The organism is Nocardia heshunensis (assembly GCF_054782115.1).
The window spans coordinates 546133-562735 of sequence record NZ_BAAGTC010000005.1 but is presented as its reverse complement, the minus strand read 5'-3'; the positions used below and the strand labels follow the sequence as shown (position 1 = coordinate 562735).

18 protein-coding genes are annotated in these 16603 nt (G+C 67.3%); 6 read left to right on the top strand and 12 right to left on the bottom strand.

Annotation, left to right across the window (positions count from 1 at the left end; genetic code table 11):
• Positions 1 to 12 precede the first annotated feature (12 nt).
• Both ACYVN4_RS21420 and ACYVN4_RS21415 read right to left on the bottom strand, forming a co-directional pair.
• Entirely contained in the window at positions 13 to 405 is a 393-nt protein-coding gene (locus tag ACYVN4_RS21420) for a nitroreductase family deazaflavin-dependent oxidoreductase (RefSeq protein ID WP_460723723.1), read from the bottom strand.
• A 70-nt stretch (positions 406 to 475) separates the two neighbouring features.
• A complete protein-coding gene (locus tag ACYVN4_RS21415) occupies positions 476 to 847 on the bottom strand; it encodes an ester cyclase (RefSeq protein ID WP_460723722.1) in 372 nt (123 codons plus the stop codon).
• Positions 848 to 959: 112 nt separating this feature from the next.
• On the opposite strand from ACYVN4_RS21415, the gene ACYVN4_RS21410 reads away from it, so the two are divergent.
• Entirely contained in the window at positions 960 to 1580 is a 621-nt protein-coding gene (locus ACYVN4_RS21410) for a TetR/AcrR family transcriptional regulator (protein WP_460723721.1), read from the top strand.
• Positions 1581 to 1608: 28 nt separating this feature from the next.
• Here ACYVN4_RS21410 and ACYVN4_RS21405 read toward each other — a convergent pair whose 3' ends face one another.
• Together ACYVN4_RS21405 and ACYVN4_RS21400 are read right to left on the bottom strand one after the other, a co-directional pair.
• Complete coding sequence (locus ACYVN4_RS21405; protein WP_460723720.1) at positions 1609 to 2589, bottom strand: Rpn family recombination-promoting nuclease/putative transposase; 981 nt, start codon at positions 2587 to 2589, stop codon at positions 1609 to 1611.
• Between the two features lie 83 nt (positions 2590 to 2672).
• Complete coding sequence (locus tag ACYVN4_RS21400) at positions 2673 to 3551, bottom strand: NAD-dependent protein deacetylase (protein WP_460723719.1); 879 nt, start codon at positions 3549 to 3551, stop codon at positions 2673 to 2675.
• Positions 3552 to 3704: 153 nt separating this feature from the next.
• On the opposite strand from ACYVN4_RS21400, the gene ACYVN4_RS21395 reads away from it, so the two are divergent.
• Positions 3705 to 4496: an SDR family oxidoreductase gene (locus ACYVN4_RS21395; protein WP_460723718.1), complete on the top strand. Its 792-nt coding sequence runs from the start codon at positions 3705 to 3707 to the stop codon at positions 4494 to 4496.
• A 12-nt stretch (positions 4497 to 4508) separates the two neighbouring features.
• On the opposite strand, the gene ACYVN4_RS21390 is transcribed toward ACYVN4_RS21395, so the two are convergent.
• Positions 4509 to 5507: a 1-aminocyclopropane-1-carboxylate deaminase/D-cysteine desulfhydrase gene (locus ACYVN4_RS21390; RefSeq protein ID WP_460723717.1), complete on the bottom strand. Its 999-nt coding sequence runs from the start codon at positions 5505 to 5507 to the stop codon at positions 4509 to 4511.
• Between the two features lie 114 nt (positions 5508 to 5621).
• On the opposite strand from ACYVN4_RS21390, the gene ACYVN4_RS21385 reads away from it, so the two are divergent.
• Positions 5622 to 6485, top strand: coding sequence for an SDR family oxidoreductase (locus ACYVN4_RS21385; RefSeq protein WP_379364991.1), 864 nt, complete (start codon positions 5622 to 5624; stop codon positions 6483 to 6485).
• A gap of 21 nt (positions 6486 to 6506) precedes the next feature.
• On the top strand, positions 6507 to 7808 hold the full coding sequence (locus ACYVN4_RS21380; protein WP_460723716.1) for a phytoene desaturase family protein: 1302 nt from the start codon (positions 6507 to 6509) through the stop codon (positions 7806 to 7808).
• An 8-nt stretch (positions 7809 to 7816) separates the two neighbouring features.
• Here ACYVN4_RS21380 and ACYVN4_RS21375 read toward each other — a convergent pair whose 3' ends face one another.
• A complete protein-coding gene (locus ACYVN4_RS21375; RefSeq protein ID WP_460723715.1) occupies positions 7817 to 8464 on the bottom strand; it encodes a TetR/AcrR family transcriptional regulator in 648 nt (215 codons plus the stop codon).
• A 70-nt stretch (positions 8465 to 8534) separates the two neighbouring features.
• Here ACYVN4_RS21375 and ACYVN4_RS21370 point away from each other — a divergent pair, with 70 nt between their 5' ends.
• Positions 8535 to 9953: a cytochrome P450 gene (locus tag ACYVN4_RS21370; RefSeq protein WP_460723714.1), complete on the top strand. Its 1419-nt coding sequence runs from the start codon at positions 8535 to 8537 to the stop codon at positions 9951 to 9953.
• 112 nt (positions 9954 to 10065) lie between these two features.
• On the opposite strand, the gene ACYVN4_RS21365 is transcribed toward ACYVN4_RS21370, so the two are convergent.
• On the bottom strand, positions 10066 to 11070 hold the full coding sequence (locus ACYVN4_RS21365) for a TY-Chap domain-containing protein (protein WP_460723713.1): 1005 nt from the start codon (positions 11068 to 11070) through the stop codon (positions 10066 to 10068).
• A gap of 124 nt (positions 11071 to 11194) precedes the next feature.
• On the opposite strand from ACYVN4_RS21365, the gene ACYVN4_RS21360 reads away from it, so the two are divergent.
• Positions 11195 to 11986: a phosphatidylethanolamine N-methyltransferase family domain-containing protein gene (locus ACYVN4_RS21360; protein ID WP_460723712.1), complete on the top strand. Its 792-nt coding sequence runs from the start codon at positions 11195 to 11197 to the stop codon at positions 11984 to 11986.
• Here the strand turns inward: ACYVN4_RS21360 and ACYVN4_RS21355 are convergent.
• The 5 genes from ACYVN4_RS21355 to ACYVN4_RS21335 form a co-directional block, all read right to left on the bottom strand.
• Positions 11937 to 13241, bottom strand: coding sequence for a diguanylate cyclase domain-containing protein (locus tag ACYVN4_RS21355; RefSeq protein ID WP_460723711.1), 1305 nt, complete (start codon positions 13239 to 13241; stop codon positions 11937 to 11939). The two genes, ACYVN4_RS21360 and ACYVN4_RS21355, sit on opposite strands and share 50 nt — an antisense overlap.
• A gap of 54 nt (positions 13242 to 13295) precedes the next feature.
• A complete protein-coding gene (locus ACYVN4_RS21350; RefSeq protein ID WP_460723710.1) occupies positions 13296 to 14105 on the bottom strand; it encodes an SAM-dependent methyltransferase in 810 nt (269 codons plus the stop codon).
• Between the two features lie 106 nt (positions 14106 to 14211).
• Positions 14212 to 14991 (bottom strand): M50 family metallopeptidase, encoded by a 780-nt coding sequence (locus ACYVN4_RS21345; RefSeq protein WP_460723709.1) that lies wholly within the window; start codon positions 14989 to 14991, stop codon positions 14212 to 14214.
• A gap of 61 nt (positions 14992 to 15052) precedes the next feature.
• Positions 15053 to 15199, bottom strand: a complete 147-nt coding sequence (locus ACYVN4_RS21340) for a DUF1059 domain-containing protein (RefSeq protein ID WP_460723708.1) — start codon at positions 15197 to 15199, stop codon at positions 15053 to 15055.
• A gap of 64 nt (positions 15200 to 15263) precedes the next feature.
• On the bottom strand, positions 15264 to 16553 hold the full coding sequence (locus tag ACYVN4_RS21335) for an MFS transporter (protein ID WP_460723707.1): 1290 nt from the start codon (positions 16551 to 16553) through the stop codon (positions 15264 to 15266).
• Positions 16554 to 16603: the final 50 nt, after the last annotated feature.

The window sequence follows — 16603 nt, the reverse complement described above, 5'->3', positions numbered from 1 at the left end:
GGCCGATCGCGGTCAGTTGGAGACGGTGTCCGCCACGAACAAGGGAAGACTGCGCCCGGCGATTCGGGCCACCAGCGGATATTCCGCACCTGCCTCGCCACGAGCGATCACCCGAGGATTCACGAGCCGGAACCGCCGAAACGCGTAGCGCGCGTCCCCTTCTCCCGCCGCGAGCGTATTCCTGATCCAATCGGTCCGCCCATGCCCCATGGCCACGAACAACTTGCCGTCAGCCCGGAAAGCATTCACCGGCGTGGAATAGGCCTTCCCCGACTTGCGCCCCTGATGTCCGATGACAGCGAACCCCGGCAGATAAGGCGCAATCGGCCGCACGGCTCGATTCATGTACTTCGACTGAAACCGATCGAACCAAGCCGGAAAGTAATTGCGCTCCACCGTAGACATCCCAGCACCTTCTGTCCGAACCTAACGTTCCCGACAACCTACACCGTACGAACCGACCGGGAGGGTGGAGCTATCGCAGCGTCTCCGCGCTGTACGGCAGCCCCTGCCCCAGCGCCCAGTTCTCCACGATCCGACCGCCCTCGACGCGGAAGATCTCGATCATCATCGGCCGTGGGCCGCTGTCCGACACCGGGATTCCCTCGACGGACGAGCGCACGGCAACCCTGTCCCCGTCGACCAGGACATCATCGGCGACGACGCGAATATCGGGGAACCGCGCGACGAGCCCACGCCACGCCGCCTTACCCGCCTCGAATCCGGTGGTGCCCAGCGTGTGGCTGAAGAATTCCGGGCCGAACAGCTCATCGGCGCGGTCGAACTGCCGGGTATTGAAGCATTCCTGCATGCGCCGAACCAGCGCACCCGGGTCGCCTGTGGTCATCGATCTGCACTCCTCGGATGGTCGATCGGGACGACCATCCGACTAAGCGGTGCGCCGCCCCGTTTATCGGGCCAGCATACGGTGCGCCGCCCCGGTTATGCTCGGTAACGACATGAATCCCCCTCCGCGCGAACCCATCCCGACCCCCGAGGCATCCACGATCCGCAGTCGTGAGCTGCGCGCCGATGCCCGCCGCAATCGCGATCGCGTCGTGCACGCCGCACAGCAACTGTTCGCCACCGAGGGCCTCGCCGTCTCACTGGACGAGGTCGCCCGCCGCGCCGGCGTCGGCCCGGGTACCGTCCACCGCCACTTCCCCACCAAAGAGTCGCTGTACCTGGCGGTCTCGATCGATCAACTCGAACACCTGCGCGCCGAAGCGTCGGCCCTGGCCGCCTCCAACGACCCCGCAGCCCTCTTCACCCTCCTGTCGCGGATGATCGCCAACGGCGTCGAGAACGCCACGGTCAAAAGCGCCCTCGCAGCCACCGAATTCGACCTCCGCACCGCCGCACCAGACCTCGCCCACGACCTAACCCACCACGTCACCACCCTGCTCACCCGCGCCCGCACCGCCGGCTTGGCCCGCAACGACGTCACAGCCCAGGATGCGATGGCTTTGGTAGCAGGCGCCTTCCACGCCATCCAACACACCACCACCCCCGCCGATCCGACCGGCCGCCCCCACCTCGCCACCATCATCCTCGACGCCTTGCGCCCCCAATCCCGCTGAGCGCCGCGACGCCAGTTTCAGGGACGGATTACTCGGCGAAGACGTCTTCGAGGGTGTCGGCAGTGAGAACCTTGGCGGCCCAGGTTCGCAGCTGCTGCAGATCTCCGGCACGAATGATCGAGGTCGTGTCGGCGGACAGTTCGCCGAACTTCAACCCCAACTGCTCGATCAGGCTGTCGGCGCGTCCGCGGGTCTCACCACGCGCTTCGCCTTCTGCGCGGAGTTGTTCCGCAGTCGTCATCATGATCTCCCGGGCTCGGGGACCGAGCTGGTTTATGAGCGGTCCCAAGTCGGATTTTCTGGTTTCGCCGACAGTAAGAATGTACGTCACTACGCACTCGAAGTCCGCCTCGCCGTCAGGGCCGGCCAGCATTGCTTCCAGGTCGTCGACCAGCGGCAAGAGGTCCTCGCCCAGGTGCTTGTTGCCCGAGGCGATCTTGAGCAGGACGAACAGGACTCGGGTCGGCGACGTCAGGTTCCGGTCGAGCAGTGCGGAGAGCTCGAGCTTGGTGAGGTCATCGAGCAGGAAGCGGAATTGTGGCAGGTGGTCGCCGAGTGCGGCACGGGTTGCCGGGTCGATGTCCAGCAACTCCGAGAGTTCGGTCGGAACGTTCCAGCGGCGTCCGTCGGGGCTGGCATGGACGACCAAAGGAACGATGACCGGCAGTTTTTCGGAGTCGGGATGTTCGCGCACATAGCGATTCCAGATCGCGATCTGGTATTCGAGCATTCGGACCGGCATCCACCGGTCGGGTCGGCTCTGGTGCTCGATCAGCAAGTAAATGTATGCATCGTGTCCGCCGAGACGGGTGCGGAACAGTAGATCGCTGAAGCGTGAACGTAAGTGCTGGGACACGAAGCTGCAAGGTTGCAGGGTGAGGGCTGTCCAATCCAGTTTCGCCGCTAGTTCTTTCGGGAGCACCTCCCGAAGCTCGCCGGTCACATCGGCCGGGCGAGCGAGCACATGCCGGAAGTACGCGTCGTGCGGGTTTGTTGGCGACTCGGCCATGTGTTCGAAGCTATTCGATAATGATTGGTGTGCAGTCGATTTGGGGGATACGTGTCCGGAAACTCCCGAAATGCCCGCTGAAATCAGTTGGGGGCGAGGGTGTCTGCGAGGGCGGTGAGGAGTGGGGCGCAGGGGGCGTCGAGGGTGAGGGTGGCTAGGTCGTGGGCTCGGGTGGTGCCGCGGTTGAGGATTATCAACGGGCGGGCGGATTTGGCGGTGTGGCGGGCGAAGCGGAGGCCGGACATGACCGTGAGGGAGGAACCGATGACCAGGAGGGCATCGGAGGAGTCGACGAGGTCGTAGGCGGCTTGGACTCGGGGTTTGGGGACGGATTCGCCGAAGTAGACGATGTCGGGTTTCAGGAGGCCGCCGCAGGTGGTGCAGTTGACCATGGTGAAGGTGTGGGTTTCGGGGACTACTGCGTCGGCGTCGGGGGCTACTTCTATGCCGGTGCGGGGGAGGGTGTCGGTGAAGTGGGGGTTGGCGGCTTCCAGGCGGTCGGCCAGGGACATGCGGGAGGTTAGGGCGTTGCAGGTCAGGCAGCGGACTCGGGCGTAGACGCCGTGGAGGTCGAGGACTTGGCGGTGGCCTGCTTTGGTGTGGAGGAGGTCTACGTTTTGGGTGATGATGCCGGTGATGAGGCCTGCGCGTTCCAGGCGGGTGAGGGCGCGGTGGGCGGGGTTGGGGCGCGCGGCGTCCATGAAGCGCCAGCCGAGGTGGTTGCGGGCCCAATAGCGTTGGCGGAAGACAGGATCGCCGACGAACTGCTGGTAGGTCATGGGGGTGCGCGGGGGTGAGTTCGGGCTGCGGTAGTCGGGGATGCCGCTGTCGGTGGAGATGCCCGCGCCGGTGAGGACGGCCAGGCGGCGCCCGGACACCAGTTCCAGCAGGCGGTCGAACTGCTGGTTGGAGACCGTGGCGGGCAGGCGGTCGAGCTGCGACGCGGGGACCGAATAGGGCATGCAGCCAGCCTACGACGAGGACGAATGGTGGCCTCGGTCACGCGATGTCACATCCGCAGGAGCCGTCTCGTCAACAGGGCAGAACGCCACCACGGCGGCAGTGCGGAGACGCCACACGGCGCTGGCACCGACTCGATGAAGGAGATGGTCACCATGGCGAAGACGGTTCTGGTCACAGGCGGCACCGGCACCCTGGGCAAGCTGGTCACCCCGTTGCTGCGGCAGGCCGGAGTGCGGGTGCGGGTGCTCAGCCGCACCACCCGCCAGGGCGCGGACGGCATCGACTACGTGGCCGGTGATCTGCAAACCGGCGCGGGCATCGCGGAAGCGGTGGCCGGCGTCGACACCGTGCTGCACCTGGCGGGCACCCAGAAGGGCGACGGCGCGAAGGCCCAGGCCCTCGTCGACGGAATCAAGGAGGCGGGCGAATTCCCGCACCTGGTCTTCATCTCGGTGGTCGGCGCGGAACGCATTCCGGTGGAGAGCGCCATCGACCGCCAGACCATGGCCTACATGGCCTCGAAGCGCGATGCCGAACTGGTGGTGGAGAATTCGGGTCTGCCGTGGACCACGTTGCGCGCCACCCAATTCCACGATCTGCTGTTCACCATGGTGTCGGCGCTCGGCAAGATGCCGGTGGTGCCGGTCTTCGACTTCCGCTTCCAGCCCATCGAAACCGCCGAGGTCGCAACGCGTCTGGTGGAACTGGCCTTGGACGAACCGGCCGGATACGTGGAGGAGATCGGCGGCCCCACCATCTACACGATGAAGGAGCTCGAGCGCAGCTACCTGCAGGCCACCGGCAAGCGTCGACCGGTCGTCACCATGAAGGCTCCGGGCAAGGCGTCGCGCGCCTACGCCGCGGGCGGCAACCTGACCCCGGATCACGCGGTGGGCGAACGCACCTGGGAAGACTTCCTGGCCGCCAAGCTCGCCACGGCATGAAGCGAACGGGTCTCAGCGCGGTCCGTTGGTGTTGAGGTACACCACCGGACCGTCGCCGAAACGCCCGTGCGCGTTCATGTCCAGCAGTGCGGCCATGGCCTTGGCGGTGTAGACCGGCTCCAGCGTCATGTGTTCGCGATCGGCCGAAAGAGCCTGTGCGGTAGCGGCTTCGGGCATCGGATACCCGTAGCCGGGTCCGAGGTACTCGGTGACCAGGTCGAGATTGCCGAGGGGTGAGAGGTTTTCGGGCAGCCGAGCCCCGCGCTTGCGCAGCAGCCGTGCGGTGTGCCCCGCCAGCTTGGCCAGGGTCGGCCCGTCGAGTTTCAAAGTGTCGTTCACGACCACCCCGACCACCCGCGTCGCGAGCCCCGCCAGCCGCAAGCCGAGCGACAGCCCCGCCGCCGTCCCGCCCGACCCCACCGGAATCACGATGTGACTCGGCTCCGGCAACTCCCCGGCCCGCACCTGCTCCGCCAATTCCATTGCGGCCTCGACATATCCGAGCGCACCCACCGCCGAGGATCCGCCCGCGGGCAGGAAATACGGCGGCCGCCACCCGGTGCAGCCGCGGGCCAGCAGCCACGGCGCACTCACGATCGTCCGCGCCTTGGAATGCGTGAAATGCAGTTCCGCGCCGGAGTCCCGCAGCCGCTTCAACTGCGCCCGCACATGATCGTCCTCGGGCTGATCGATCAGCGCCAGAACGGTTTTCACCCCGTGCTCGCGCCCGTACAGCGCGGTCGCCAATCCCCAGTTGGTGCCCAGCCCGCCCACGGTCACGATGGTGGTGCGTCGCTGCCGCAGCGCGTCGGGCAGCAGCCATTCCAGTTTGCGGACCTTGTTGCCGCCCCAGCCGCCGTCCCCGAAGACGCTGTCGTCCTTGAGCCAGATGTCCGCGCCGATCGTGTCGAGCGCCGCCAGCCGCCGCACCGGTGTCGGGGTGGCGCCCAGCCGCACATGGGGCAGGGTCCGCGCGAGTTCGGGATAACGCTGGTGCAGGTGCGGAGTCATCACACCAACCCTATCGACTGACCAGTTCCGCGACGAGTGTGGCGGGCAGCACAAACCCGCGCGGGCCCTCCTGCTACGTTCCGAAAGAGCAATTAGTTTCGGCAAGGAGAACTCATGCCTGGTGTAACCGATCGAGTCGTCATTGTCACCGGAGCCGGTGGCGGCCTGGGCCGGGAGTACGCGCTGCTGCTCGCCCGCGAGGGCGCGCTGGTCGTGGTCAACGACCTGGGTGGCGCGCGCGACGGCAGCGGGTCCGGCCACAATATGGCCGACACGGTGGTCGAGGAGATCCGCGCGGCCGGTGGCACCGCGGTCGCCAACTACGACAGCGTCGCCACCACCGAGGGCGCACAGGCGCTGGTGCAGACCGCGCTCGACAGCTTCGGCGCAGTGCACGGCGTGGTCAACAACGCGGGCATCCTGCGCGACATGAGCTTCGCGAAGATGACCCCCGAGGCGTTCGAGGCCGTGCAGCGCGTGCACCTGTTCGGCGCGTTCAATGTCACGCACGCCGCCTGGGGCCACTTCCGCGAGCAGGGTTTCGGCCGCGTCGTGATGGCCACCTCCACCTCGGGCCTGTACGGCAACTTCGGCCAAGCCAATTACGGCGCAGCCAAACTCGGCATGGTGGGCATGATGAACACCCTGGTCTACGAGGGTCGCAAGTACGACATCAAGGTCAATGCGGTGGCTCCGATCGCCGCCACCCGCATGACGGAGGACCTCATGTCCGCCGAGATGCTCGCGAAGCTGGGGCCCGCCCAGGTCGCCCCGATCGTCGGCTACTTGGTCAGCGAGGAGAACCAGGACTCGGGCACGGTGCTGGTGGTCGGCGGCGGCTCGGTGCAGCGACTGCAGTTGTTCGCCAACAAGCCCGTTCTGTTCAGTGAGGTCCCGACGCTGGACCAGGTGCGAGAGAATTGGAGTCGTATTACCGATATGTCCGACGCTCAGCCGGGGGTCAATCCAGCGGGCTGAGCCTGCGCGAGGAGCCTCGCCATGAGCGAGAACACGTGGGACGCACTGGTTGTCGGAGCGGGGGCGGGCGGGCTGTGCGCGGCCGCCCGGCTCTCGCACCACGGCTACCGCACCCTGGTGGTCGAACGACTGGACCGAGTCGGGGGCCGGGCCTCCACCGAGGATATCGACGGATTCAAGATAAACACCGGCGCGGTGGTCGTCGAGACCGGCGGCATCACCGAGCAGACCTTCGCGGAGGTCGGCGCCAAATTCGAAGTGCGCCCGGCTGATCCGCCGATCCTCTACCGGATCAACGGTCGTGACGTCGATATCTCGAGCGGCGGCTGGGGCTTGCTCATCTCCCAGTTGACCCGCCACGGCGCGCAGCTGCTGGCGGGTCCGGGGGAGGCGTCCGGGCCACCGGATCGGGAGCTCTCCATCGCCGACTGGGTGCGCCGCTACACCAAAAATGATGCGGTGCAAGGGATCTTCCGCAATATGTGCGGCTCGATCTTCGCCGTCGGCTCGGAGGAACTCCCGGCCCGCGTGTTCTTCACCTACATCACCGGCAAGTCGGCGTTCAAGAAGTTCGGCTTCTGCCCCGAGGGCACCATCGGGATCTGGAAATCCCTCGCCGATGTGGTGGAACGCAATGGGGGACAGGTCTGGCTGGGCGGCGAGGTGGAGCAGCTCCACATCGCCGACGGCCGCGTCAGCGGTGCGCGGATCCGGCGCGACGGTGAAACCGTGGATGTGACTTGTGCTTTCGCGGTCAGCGATGTCGGTCCGTCGGCCACCCTGGATCTCGTTGGCCCAGACCACTTTCCGTCCGACTACGTCGGCTCGGTGCTGCAACGAGACCTGCCCGCCGCGATGATCTCGGTCAACTTCGCCAGCCGCGAACCCCTGATCGACGCGCCCGGCCTGCTCAGCTTCGCCCGCACCCGGCGGCTGTGCTACGTCGCGAATTTCACCGCCACCTGCCCGGAGATGGCCCCGCCGGGCTGGCACCTCTATGTCGGCGCGGGCGTGCCCAAACCCTCGGTCGGCGACTTCGACTCCGACGCAGACACCGCGCTGGTGTTGCAGGATCTGCGCGAGGAGATCCCGGACTTCGAGCAGGCCCGCATCCTCTCGATCGCCGTCACCCGCGACGACTGGCCACCCCAGCGCGCCGTCGCCGGCTACGACCTGCCGCACAACACCCCGATTGCGAACCTGTGGAATGTCGGCGACGCGGTCAAGGAGTACGCCAACGGCGGCACCACCGCCTGCGCCGAAACCGCCAAACTCGTGGTCGAGGAGATCCTGGCCAGCGGCGTCGGGCGTTCCCCCACGTAACCGGGTACTCAGTCGAGTTTCTCGGTCATCCCGGGTAGTCGATCCACCATGGCGACAACGTAATCCGCAACGATGTCGATGAGCACCGGGCGCTCCACCTTCAGGCCGCCGTCGAGCCAGACCAGAGTCAGTTCCGCGGCGCCGCCGGTGATCAGCTGGGCCAGCGCCATCAGGGCGGTGTCCTCGCCCTCGGGAATGTCGAGCAGCGCCCGGGTCTGTTCGATGAGGACCTGGGCTACCTCGCGCATGCCCTCGAAGCGGCGCCGCATGAGCAGTTCACTGCCGTAGGCCTGGGCGAAGGCGATATTGGCGCGCCGCGGATCGTCGGTGACCGCGATGATGAGCGCGGCCACCCCGGCGCGCATCTTGTCCTCGGGCGTGCCCGGCGTTTCAGTGATGGCGGTGCGGGCGCGCTCGAGCGCCTCGCCCTGCACCTCGTTGAGCAGGGTGGCGGCCAAAGCGTCCAGGTCGGTGAACGATTCGTAGAAGAATCGCGGCCCGACCTTCGCCTGTTCGCACACCCCGCGCACGGTCAGCGCGGCCAGCCCCTGCGTCCCGACGATCTCGAGGGCCGCGTCCAGAAGCCGCTGCCGGCGCTGTTCGCGACGCTCATCGGTCGAGGTGCCGCGATAGGTCCCGTTGAAAGCTCGCGTCACCCTGACAGCTTGGCACAGAAATCGGGAAACGACCGTTTACGGATATCTCCGTTTCCGCTACCGTGGATACATGGCTGTTCGAAAAGCCGTGCTGAATCACCGAATTCAGTGCCGCGCCGCCGGGGTACTGGAACGTTATCCGCGCGTGCCGCGCCCGCTCGCGGATCCGCCGCCCGGCAGTGGGCTCAAACCGGTGATGGGTGACTCCGGCCCGCCGGGCATCGGCCACATGATCTCTACGCTGGCCGATCCACTGAGCTTCAGCCGCGAGCGTCAGCAGCTCTACGGCCCGGTCCAATGGATGGGGCTGTTCGGTCGGAGGATCGTCGGCCTCGGCAGCCCGGCGGCCTTCGAGGAATTTCTGCTGGACCGCAAGAGGGTCTTCTCCGCGCAGCAGGGCTGGGAATTCCTCATCGGCCCGTTCTTCCGCGGCGGAATCCTGTTGCGCGACTTCGACGATCACACCTACCACCGCCGCATTCTGCAGCAGGCCTTCACCCGCCCGCGCCTGATCGGCTATCTCAATCTGACCACGCCGCGCATAGTGCGCGGGGTCGACTCCTGGCTGCCCGCCACCGATTTCCCGCTCTACGACCATGTCAAGCGGATGCTGCTGGAACAGGCCACCGTGGTCTTCGCGGGCGCGGAACTCGGGCCCGAGGCCACCGCCCTGTCGCGTGCCTTCGAGGCCGCCGTGCACGGCGGTACGGCCATGATTCGCACGAATATGCCCGGGGGAGTGTGGAATCGGGGCCTGCGGGGCCGCCGGGTGCTCGAGGACTATTTCCGTCGCGAGCTGCCTGCCAAGCGCGCAGGCGACGGCGAGGACCTCTTCAGCGTGCTCTGTCACGCCGAGACCGAGGACGGCGAATCCTTCACCGACGCCGACATCGTCGATCACATGATCTTCGTGATGATGGCCGCCCACGACACCAGCACCCTGGCCATCTCCATGCTCGCCTACGAGCTCGCGCGAAACCCGGAGTGGCAGCAGCGCCTGCGTAAGGAGTCCGAGGCGCTGGGCAAACCCACCCTCGACTACGCCGACTTGGACCGGCTGCCCAGTATGGAACTGGCCTTCCGGGAGACACTGCGCATGTACGCCCCGGTCGGCCAGATGGTGCGAGAAACGCTGGCGGACACCGACATCGCAGGCTTCTTCATCCCCAAGGGCACCCTGGTCATGGCCGGGCCCTACTCAATGATGCGCAATGCGGAATATTGGCACGATCCGGACGTTTTCGACCCGGAACGCTTCGATCCCGCCCGCGCCGAGGACAAGTCGCACCGCTACGCCTGGCCCCCCTTCGGCGGCGGCGCCCACAAATGCATCGGCCGCTACTTCGGCGGCATGACCGTCAAGGCCACCATGCACCGCATGCTGCTCAACTACCGCTGGAGCGTGCCGTCGGACTACCGGGTCCCCCTCGTCGCGGGCACCGGACCGTCACCCGCCGACGGTCTGCCCATTCACCTACGGCGACTGTGAACTATACAAATCCTCGTCATCCCGGCGTGCTTTTGGCCGGGATCCACACTCACTGCGTTGGATTCCGGCCAAGAGCACGCCGGAATGACGGAGGCGTCGTCGGATGGTCGCCCTACCTGACGTCGCGTGGGATGCCCAATTCGATGTCCAGATAGCGCAATTCCGCGTCGCGGCGCTGGCCGTTGCGGAAGGCGCGGAAGACCAGATCCTGGGGATGCCCGACGGTGAACACCTCGGTGAAGGTGGCCACGGTCCGCCGTGGGGCGTCGCACAGGCTGGGGTTGAATCCGGCCTTGGCCAGGGGGCCCTCCCAGATCAGGGCCGCGCCGCCGGGGACGCTGTGAGGGGCGAAGCTCCAGCCGAGATCGCGCATGCGCCGGTCGAATTCGCCCGAGCCGAGTCCGGCCACGTCCCAGCCGCTGGCCTCATTGAAAAGCTGACGGCCGTGCAGGAATTGGACGAAGCAGGGGTCGGGTCCGGGGTGCGGGGTGCTGAGGTTGATCACCCCGTCCCAGGGGAGTGTCGTCAGCGCCCAGTCCAGTCGGGCCTCGAAATCGGCCCAGTCCGCACACACCGCGGGCGCCTCGCGCTCGCTGGGCCGGTCGGCGGGCAGGCCGTAGCTGCCGGTGCCGGGCGCGTCCATGCTCCAGGTGGTGAAGCGCAGTTCGTCGCCGTGCATGCCGAGGCCGTCGCGCAGCACGGCGATCACGGATTCGGCGGTGGCGCGGCGCTGGTCGACGGCCTCGCCGCGCTGCCAGCCGGTGCTCCACTCGCGCGCCAGCCGCGGTTGCTGATGCACCCGCTGCATGGCCCGCCATTGCGGATCCGGTGCGGTGGCATCGGATTCGGACGGCAGCGGTACCGGATCCCAGGTGCCGTCGGCTTGCTCGCGCAGTACCGCGAGTAGTCGTTCGGCGGCGGCGTTCTGCTCCGGGACGGCCACGATCACCTCGATCTCGGTGCCCTGCTGCGCGAAATGCGCTCGGCGGCCGGTGAGTTCGTCACGGACCTGGATGAACCGCGGGTTCCATCCGAGTCCGGATTCGTCCGCGTCCTCGTCCTCCTCGAGAAAAAACGGCATCCATTTGAGCAGTGCATCCCATCCCTGCGAACCCACCGTGCCTCCCTCCGGGTTCTGGTAAACCTACCCGCCGGTCACCCGCCGTGTCCGCCGATGGGTACCGGTCGGCATGCCAGCCGTGATAGAACGTGTTCTAGTTTTCCACCTGAAGGACCTTCGAATGAACTGGTACACCGGCAATACCGTCTACGACACCGTGCTGACGATCGCCTTCGCGTTCGCCGCGTTCGTGCTCATCGGCGGCCTGTTCGGGCAGAGCCCCTACGGCCGCTTCGCCACCACCAAGCTCGGACTCAACCTCAATCCGAAGCTCGGCTGGTGGCTGATGGAGATTCCGGCCACCGTGGTCTTCGCGGTCGCGTACCTGTCGGGTCCACGCCGCTTCGAGCCGACTTCCCTGGTGCTGGCGGCCATCTGGATTCTGCACTACGGCAATCGCGGCTGGTTCTTCCCCCTCAATATTCGCCAGGTGCCCGGCAAGACCAGCAGTTTCAACGTTTCGGTCATGGGCATGGGCATGTTCGTGACGGCGTTGCACGGCTATCTCAACGGCGCGCTGTTCAGTCACGACTACCTGGGGCAGTACGGCACGGGCTGGCTGACCGATCCGCGCTTCATCATCGGATTGATCGTCTACCTCATCGGTTTCGCGCTGCTGGTCAGCTCGGAGGGGATCGTGCGCAATCTGCGCGACAAGAACAACCCGGGCGCAACCGAATACAAGATTCCGTACGGTCTGGGATTCCGATTCGTCACCAGCCCCACCTATCTCGGCGAGCTGGTCGCTTGGGCGGGATTCGCGATCCTCACCTGGGCGCTGCCCGGCGTGGTCATCTTCCTCATCACCTTCGGCAACCTGGTGCCGCGCGCCTTCGCCACCCACGGCTGGTACCGGGAGAAGTTCAGCGACTACCCGGCCGAGCGAAAGGCGCTGGTGCCGTTCGTGATCTAGCCGCCTTGTCCCGGTACATGGCGGTGTCGACGGCGTGCATGAGCTCGTCGATGGCGGTGGCGTCGGTGTCGACCAGCGCGGTGCCGATGCTCGCCCCGACGGTCACCAGCAGCCCGGCCACGTCGAACGGATCCCGCAGCGCGGCCAGCAGATTCTCCGCCACGGTGTCCAATTCGGCCTGGCCCGTGCAGTTCTCGACCAGCACGATGAACTCGTCGCCGCCGAGGCGCGCCACCACGCCGTTGGGTGGCAGCGCGGCCTGCAGCCGCTGGGCCACATCGCGCAGCACGCGATCCCCGGCGGTGTGGCCGCGCCGGTCGTTGATCTCCTTGAAGCCGTCCAGATCCAGATAGCAGACCCCGACCTGACCGGAGGCGGCGGTGAGCCGGTCGAAGAACAGCATCCGATTGGGCAGTCCGGTCAGCGAATCGTGGTGCGCGTCGTACCAGAGCTGATCGGCCAGCTGCTTGCGGTCGGTGATGTCCACGGTGACGCCGATCAGGAAGCGCGGGCGGCCGTCGGTATCGCGCACGATCGTCATCGAGAGGTCGATGATGGTGTGCGTGCCATCGGGTTTGGTGTGGTCGGTCTCGAAGCGGAAGCGATCGATCTCCCCGGAGATGAGCCGCTGGAACAGCCCGAACGCCTCGCCGATATTGGCCGGTCCGAGAATGTCGGCCACCGACCGGCCGGGCATGAGATCGGCCGGGACGCCGAGGGTTTCGGCCATGGCGTTGTTGACGTCGACGACGGTACCGGTATTGATGTCCACGGTGCCGATGCCGACCGACGCGCCCTCGAAGATGGCCTGGAAGCGTGCCTCCGACAGATGTCGCCGGGCCTCGGCCTCGCGGGCCGCGGTGAGCGCGGCGCTGAGCGTCGTCTCCTGTTCGGCCAGTGCGGCATTGCGCAGTCCGGCGGTGAACTCGGCCGCGAACTCGGCGGCCAGATCGGTGGCGCGTTCGCGGACGGGCCAGTAGTCCTTGCAGTCGAGTTCCGGGCAGACGGCCTCCACCAGGTCCTTGCACAGCACCAACACCGAGCGGTGCACGGCCAGTGGGTCGCGGTAGTTGGCGGCGACCAGGGCGGCGGCCGCCTCGCGGGCGACCGTCATGTCCGCGGTGCCGCGGACCGCCGCGATCAGGCGGGCGCTGAAGCTTTCGAGCAACTGCTCCACCTGGGTGCGGGTGAGCGTCGGCGCGACCGCGCCGTCCAGCATGGCGGCCCACCGGACCGCCAGCTCACCTGCCTCCACCACTGACCCCCTGCCTGTCGACCATTCACCGTCCGGGCCCCTGACCCGTGTGTCTCAGTCCTTGCGGCCCACACCCGCCAGACCGAGCGAACGCCCCGGTTCCTCATGTTGATCGCGGTCGGATTCCGGCCGCCACAACGGCAATTCCACCACACCGGGCTCGATCGGCTGCCACTTGCCGAACAGCGCGGTGATCTCCGCGCGCGAGCGGAACTGCAAGCCGATCTTGCTGACGTGCGCGGAGTTGTTGGCCAGCTTGGCGGCATCCTCGGGGCGGTTGGCGGAGGTCAGATGGGAGATGGCGACGAAGCTCCCGACGGGCACCGCGTCGTAGAGGCCGTTCACCTTGTCCACGGGTGCGAAGTCGTCGCTCATCAGGTGCAGGACTGCGATGAGGAGTACGCCGATCGGCTGGTCGAAGTCGATGATGCCGGTCGCGCGCGCCTGCTCCAGCAGTGCGGCGGGTTCGCGCAGATCCGCCTCGATGGCGGTGGCGCGGTCATTGCCCGCGAGGATGGCGCGGGCATGCGCGACGGCCACCGGATCGATATCCGCATAGAGCACCCGGCATTCGGGGTCGATCTCCTGGGCGACCTCGTGCACATTGCCCGCGGTCGGGACCCCGGAACCGATGTCGAGGAACTGCCGCACACCGGAATCCACCAGGAACCGCACCGCGCGCCGCAGGAACGCGCGATTGCTCAACGCGAGCCGCGGCAGATCCGGGACCAGCACCTTGGCCTGTTCGGCGGCGCGACGGTCGACCTCGAAATTGTGTGAGCCCCCCAGTAGCGCGTCGTACATCCGCGCCGGGCTGGGCCGGTTCATGTCCACGCCCTCCGGGGCCCATGCCGGTCTTTCCATCCCGAAACCCTCCTGCCGAGCACCCGGACGGTGCACCCCGAATGTTAGTCGCCGTTCACCAGAATCCTTGCAGCGATACCAATCTCGCGCACAAGTGCGGCAATCATCACGGCGCCGGGGAGGTCGTGCAGGTGCTGTGCGTGAACGCCGGAACACACACTCCCGTCACATCGGCCAGCAACAGTCGCGCGCCGATCACCAGCGAGCACACGGCGATCGCGCCGAACACCAGCACCCAGAACAGTCCGGGGATGCGGGTCAGCCGCGCGAGTTGATCGGCGTCGGAATTGGGTTCGTGCGCGCGATTGCGCTGCAGCTCGATCACCGGCCGCACCGCCGCCAGCAGCAGGAACCAGGCGGCCGAGTACGCCAGCACTGCCTGGGCGGTATCGGTGCCGAACCACGACACCGCGAAAACGATTCCGCCCGTGACCAGCAGCGACAGCAGACCGTAGAAGTTGCGCACCTTGATCAGCAGCACCAGCAGCAGCGCGATGGTCAGCCACAGCATCAAGGTGATCCGATGCGCGCCCAGCAGCGCCGCATACCCCAGCCCGACCAGTGCGGGCGCGGGATAGCCCGCGGCCATGGTCAGAATCATGCCCAGCCCGTACGGCTTTCCGCTGGACACGGTGAGTCCGGAAGTATCCGAATGCAATCGGATGCTGTTGAGCCGCCGACCGGTCAGCAGCGCGGTGAAGGCGTGTCCGCCCTCGTGCGCGATGGTCACCGCATTGCGCAACACCCGCCACGTCGGATGGAAAACCACCAGCACCAGCGCCACCACACCCGTCCCCACCACCAGTTGCCACGGTGGCGCGGCCTGCGTGGTCGTCAGCCGATCCACGATCGTGCTGCCTCGCTGAACGAACTCCGCTGTATCCACCGCCGCACCCTATCGGCTGTGGCCGACCCCGACCACAGCTCCGGGGCCCGGGTGGTCGCGGTCAGTGCGCGATGAAGAGGATCTCGTCGCGGCTGTAGTCGTGCCCGGGATGGTTGGCGGCGAGGTGCGCCTTGGTCTTCTCGACGAGATCGTCCTCGTCGACGCCGGTGATGTATTCGCCGCACGGGCAGCTGAGACGGGTTTTCATGACGGGTGTCCTTCCGATGTACCTGCGTCGAAGTCGTTGCCGCAGGGGCTGATTCGACGTTCGCTCACGATAGTACTGTCGGCGCGCCGGCGGGCTCGTCGGGATGCGGCGGGGTGTGCACGCGGGCCGCGACCGCGGCGGCCACCAGGCACGAGACCGCGCCCACCAGCAGTGCCGCGCGCGGGCCGGAGGTGTCGAGGATCCAGCCGGTGAGCACGCTGCCGATGGGGGTGGTGCCCAGGAAGACGAAGACCCACAGCGCCATGATCCGCCCGCGATAGCTCGGATCCGCGTGCAGTTGCAGGGCGGTCGATGCCAGGGTGACGAAGGCGAAGCCCGCGAACCCGGTCGCCGCCAGGGCCGCACACGCGAGTACCAGGTTCGGTGCGAAGGCCGTCGCGGCCAGCGCGATACCGAAGGCGGTCGCGGTCGCCACCAGGTAGGTGCGGCGCGGATGCCGCACCAGCCCGACCGCGAGCGAACCGCCCACCGACCCGATGCTCAGTGCGGTCGACAGCAGACCGTAGGTGCCGCCGGTGCCGTGAAAAGTGTGTTCCGCCAGCACCGGAAGGATCACCGGAAAGTTGAAGGCGAGCAGTCCGACCAGCGCCATCATGGTCAGCGGCAGCCAGAGTTGCTGCCGGGTACGGGCGTAGCGCAGCGCGGACGACACTCCGCCGGTGTCGGTGCGAGCGGGCGCGGCCGCCGCGCCGGGACGGATGGCGACCAGGGCCGCGACCACCGCGAGATAGGAGATCGCGTTCACCGCGAAACACGGTGTGGTGCCGACGGCCGCGATCAGCACCCCGGCCAGGGCGGGCCCCACCACCCGGGCGCTGTTCATCACCACCCCGTTGACGCTGGCCGCGCTGGCCAGGTCCGCGGGTGGAACCAGTTGCGGCACAAAGGCCTGCCGCGCGGGCGAATCCACGATCTGCACCACCCCGCCCACCACGGTCACCGCGATGACCAGCGCGATCCCGGCCCGCCCGGTGAGCGCCGCCACCCACAACAGCGCCGCGAGCAGTCCGTAGATCACCTGCGTCACGATCAGCAGCCGACGCAGATCGACCCGGTCGGCGATCACCCCGCCCCACGGGCCGAACAGCAGGGGCGGCACCCCGCCCGCCGCCAGCACCAGTCCCAGGGAGGCGGGCGATCCGGTCAACTGCAGCACCAGCCAGCCGACCGCGGTGGCCTGGACGAAGGTGCCGCTGGCGGAGGCGATCTGCCCGGCGAAGTAGAGCCGGAACGGGCGTGACTCCAAGGCGCGGAAGGCGTTCACCCGCTCTGCTCGCGGAAGCTGGTGCGTCGTCGCCGCTTCCGGCACCACCGTCAAGGCCGCACGGTCCATCGTGTTCGTCTCTCCCTACGGTCGGCCTCGCATTGTGTCCCGGCGGGGTC

What these genes read in the sequence shown, in the direction of transcription:
- ACYVN4_RS21420 (WP_460723723.1), bottom strand. Translation starts at nt 405, where the DNA reads ATGTCTACGGTGGAGCGCAATTACTTTCCGGCTTGGTTCGATCGGTTT.
- ACYVN4_RS21415 (WP_460723722.1), bottom strand. Translation starts at nt 847, where the DNA reads ATGACCACAGGCGACCCGGGTGCGCTGGTTCGGCGCATGCAGGAATGC.
- ACYVN4_RS21410 (WP_460723721.1), top strand. Translation starts at nt 960, where the DNA reads ATGAATCCCCCTCCGCGCGAACCCATCCCGACCCCCGAGGCATCCACG.
- ACYVN4_RS21405 (WP_460723720.1), bottom strand. Translation starts at nt 2,589, where the DNA reads ATGGCCGAGTCGCCAACAAACCCGCACGACGCGTACTTCCGGCATGTG.
- ACYVN4_RS21400 (WP_460723719.1), bottom strand. Translation starts at nt 3,551, where the DNA reads ATGCCCTATTCGGTCCCCGCGTCGCAGCTCGACCGCCTGCCCGCCACG.
- ACYVN4_RS21395 (WP_460723718.1), top strand. Translation starts at nt 3,705, where the DNA reads ATGGCGAAGACGGTTCTGGTCACAGGCGGCACCGGCACCCTGGGCAAG.
- ACYVN4_RS21390 (WP_460723717.1), bottom strand. Translation starts at nt 5,507, where the DNA reads ATGACTCCGCACCTGCACCAGCGTTATCCCGAACTCGCGCGGACCCTG.
- ACYVN4_RS21385 (WP_379364991.1), top strand. Translation starts at nt 5,622, where the DNA reads ATGCCTGGTGTAACCGATCGAGTCGTCATTGTCACCGGAGCCGGTGGC.
- ACYVN4_RS21380 (WP_460723716.1), top strand. Translation starts at nt 6,507, where the DNA reads ATGAGCGAGAACACGTGGGACGCACTGGTTGTCGGAGCGGGGGCGGGC.
- ACYVN4_RS21370 (WP_460723714.1), top strand. Translation starts at nt 8,535, where the DNA reads ATGGCTGTTCGAAAAGCCGTGCTGAATCACCGAATTCAGTGCCGCGCC.
- ACYVN4_RS21360 (WP_460723712.1), top strand. Translation starts at nt 11,195, where the DNA reads ATGAACTGGTACACCGGCAATACCGTCTACGACACCGTGCTGACGATC.
- ACYVN4_RS21350 (WP_460723710.1), bottom strand. Translation starts at nt 14,105, where the DNA reads ATGGAAAGACCGGCATGGGCCCCGGAGGGCGTGGACATGAACCGGCCC.
- ACYVN4_RS21340 (WP_460723708.1), bottom strand. Translation starts at nt 15,199, where the DNA reads ATGAAAACCCGTCTCAGCTGCCCGTGCGGCGAATACATCACCGGCGTC.
- ACYVN4_RS21335 (WP_460723707.1), bottom strand. Translation starts at nt 16,553, where the DNA reads ATGGACCGTGCGGCCTTGACGGTGGTGCCGGAAGCGGCGACGACGCAC.